Annotated in this window: 2 protein-coding genes; both read left to right on the top strand. The window is 30.6% G+C overall.

Going from position 1 to position 3370, the window contains the following annotated elements; all coding sequences use genetic code 11:
• Positions 1-281 (top strand): FecR domain-containing protein (locus WBQ70_RS13020; protein WP_423914951.1); only part of this gene is annotated, 281 nt, incomplete at its 5' end.
• Positions 271-2805, top strand: a complete 2535-nt coding sequence (locus tag WBQ70_RS13025) for a TonB-dependent receptor (protein WP_423914953.1) — start codon at positions 271-273, stop codon at positions 2803-2805. The genes WBQ70_RS13020 and WBQ70_RS13025, both read left to right, overlap by 11 nt.
• The last annotated feature ends 565 nt before the right edge of the window (positions 2806-3370 follow it).

The raw sequence follows: 3370 nt of genomic DNA on the forward strand, positions 1-3370 counted from the left end.
GTAATCAAATTGAAGAGGTACCTGATTTTGAAGCTGACAGTCCATCATGGCTGAAAAAAGAATCTAGTTTTGATCATATCCCGTTAATTCAAGTTATTAGTGAACTTGAGCGTCAATACAATCTTAAAATCAATGTAAAAGACATTAATACAAATTCCTTATTTACAGGAACTTTTACACATACAAACGAAAAAACAGCATTGGATGCAATCACAATTCCATTACAAATCAGTTATAAAATAGAAGGTAAAACCGTTATTTTTTACAAAAATGCAAATTAAAAAAGGGTTCATATATGTTCTTTTATTTCTCGGAGTTTCGAGTTATAGTCAAAAAAACATAACTAAAATAACATTAGAAAACTACTTAAAACAAATTGAACAACAGTTTGATGTGAAGTTTTCGTATGCTGTATCGGATGTATCCAATATTAAAATTGAAAAACCTAACAAAGTACTTACTATAACGCAAACTATTGACTATTTGAATGCTAACAGCTTACTTAATTTCAAATCTTTAGACTCTCGTTACATTACTGTTTCTTTCGCTAATAAAACCATTTCAATCTGTGGTCAAATTAATAGTGCTGACACTAATAATCCATTATCTGGAGCTTCTATTATATTGGAAAAAACTTTAAAAGCAACCACTAATACTAAAGGAGTTTTCAATTTATCAAATATTGATCTAGAGGCAACCGTCTTAATTTCCTACTTGGGATATGAAAGCCAACAAATCTCTGTTAAAGATTTTTTTTCGAATACTAATACTTGTAAAAACATCGCTCTAAAATCATCTAAAGAAGAGCTCAATCCAGTTTTAATCAATACCTATTTGACGCCAGGTTTACAAAAATTTACCGATGGAAGTATTGTTCTTACGACTAAAAAATTTGAAATTTTACCTGGATTAGTACAACCTGATGTTTTACAATCCATTCAAGTATTACCTGGAATCGAAAGTACAAACGAAAGTATTGCCAACATCAATGTTCGTGGAGGAACAAATGATCAAAACCTAATGCTTTGGGACAATATCAAAATGTATCATTCTGGACATTTCTTTGGATTAATTTCCGCTTACAATCCTAATTTGACAGAAAAAGTTATTGTAACCAAAAACGGAACTAGTGCTGAATTCAGTGATGGAGTTTCGAGTACGATTGCAATGTTTACCAAAAACGAAGTGAGTACCAAACTTTCTGGCGGTGCGGGTATCAACCTGATTGATGCCGATGCTTTCGTAGAAATTCCTTTAGCCAAAAAATGGTCGGTGCATTTTTCAGGACGTCGTTCTATTACCGATGCCTTGAATACACCTACCTTTTCAAACTATTACAAAAGAAGTTTTCAAGATACCGAAATCAACCATAACGAGAATGTAAATACTAAATCAGATTTCTATTTCTATGATTATACAACAAAATTACTTTTCGATTTAAATGCAAATCATCATTTTAGAGCTACTATAATAGGAATTAACAATGCATTAGATTATGATGAATTTAATGATAACCAAAATAATTCAGAAAGTAAATCAAGCTTTTTAGTGCAAAAAAATTTAGGTACTGGAGTAGAATGGAATGCAAAATGGACGGATAAATGGGCAACCCACTTCAATACTTATTATTCCAAATACAATATTAACTCTAGAGATTATCGTTTGCAAAATGATCAATTATTGACTGAAGCAAATGAAGTTTTAGAAACTGGAGCAAAATTGAACATAAAATACAAACTAAAAGAGCAACTACACTTTTTAGCAGGATATCAAATTACAGAAACAGGGATGCTGAATCAAACCACCGTAAGCGCACCCTCCTACTCTAGTACTAAGAAAAATGTATTGATTAATCAAGCTGTATTTACCGAAGCTGAATTCCGCAACAACCGTACTTTTTTAAGATTAGGGATGCGTTTCAATTATTTTCAAAAATTTAACAAATTACTTTTCGAACCTAGAATCAATTTTAGACAAGAACTCTCCAAGCAATGGGCTTTAAAGATAGAAGCAGAATTAAAGAATCAAACTACAACTCAAATCATTGATTTTGAAGATGACTTTCTTGGTGTTGAAAAAAGACGTTGGGCAATTGTTAACAATACTACAATTCCCATTGCAACTAGCAAGCAAACGTCTTTTGGAATCGAATTCAAACAGAAAACATTTACTATCGACTTAACTGGTTTTTACAAAATTGTTGATGGCATTACCGCTTCCAATCAAGGATTTTATAATAATTTTCAATATAGGAACGCAAATGGAAGCTATACTGCAAAAGGAATTGAATTTCTAACCAATAAAACAGCCTTAAATTACAGTATTTGGACAAGTTATACTTTGAGTAAAAACGATTATGAATTTGATGCTTTTGCTCCATCGAGTTTTCCTAATAATGTAGATATTCGTCATTCGGTTACTTTTGGTTTCAATTATAATATAATCCAAAACCTAACTTTATCTATTGGTGGACTCTGGCGCAATGGTCATCCGTATACGCAACCTGTTTCTGGAACCGAAACCACTAAATCTGGCAACACAACTATTGTGAATTATGAAAATCCAAACAGTAGTAATCTCGATTATTTCAAACGTTTAGACGCGTCTATAAGTTATAAATTTCCAATTTCTGCTTCCGCAAAAGGAATTTTTCGTGCAGGAATTATCAATTTTACAAATGAAAAAAATACGATAAATCGCTACTATAAAGTCGACCAATCCAATACCTCTAAAACGATCGAAGTTAATAATACTTCCTTAGGCCTAACTCCAAATATTAGTTTTAGAATCCTTTTTGCCCACTAAAAATGATTGGAACATTATTTTTTTATTTTTCAAGGCTTGACAAGGTTTTATCTCTCTTTAGCTTTTTTTTACAATTGTCATTAAAATTCTATAAATTAAAAAATATAATTTTAGTTCAATTTATCAGATTATCATCCTGTAAATAAAGAGTTATCGAATAGCTCTGTTGAGATTTTAGGCTTTGACGATAGTGTTGCTAACTTAGTGAAGCGAGTAGAATATAGGATTTAGAAAAGCCATGAGTTGACGAATTACGAAATTTGATTTATGAATTCGTAATTTTTATTTATTCAACTCAAAAGAAAAGTGAGATGGAATTTAAAAGATTAGCATAAGTTAATCTTTTTAATCAGTAGCTAAATTTTTCTGAAGTAAGCGAAATGCAGTTTTAAAATTAATTTATAACCAATAAACTACTGATTTCAACAACTCTTTTATAAAAACCAAAATGCCGTTCTCAAAGGAACGGCATTTCACAAAAGAATAAACTAGTTTTTACCCTTACTTTTTAATAAACTTTCATTTATTAATATCATTTTTTGAAAAGATCTTCACAAAATAAGTC

The sequence above is a fragment of the Flavobacterium sp. genome (assembly GCF_049590715.1).
GTDB lineage: Bacteria > Bacteroidota > Bacteroidia > Flavobacteriales > Flavobacteriaceae > Flavobacterium.

Bases quoted from the DNA above. Each gene is read 5' to 3' on its own strand.
- WBQ70_RS13025 (WP_423914953.1), top strand. From the start codon at position 271: ATGCAAATTAAAAAAGGGTTCATATATGTTCTTTTATTTCTCGGAGTT.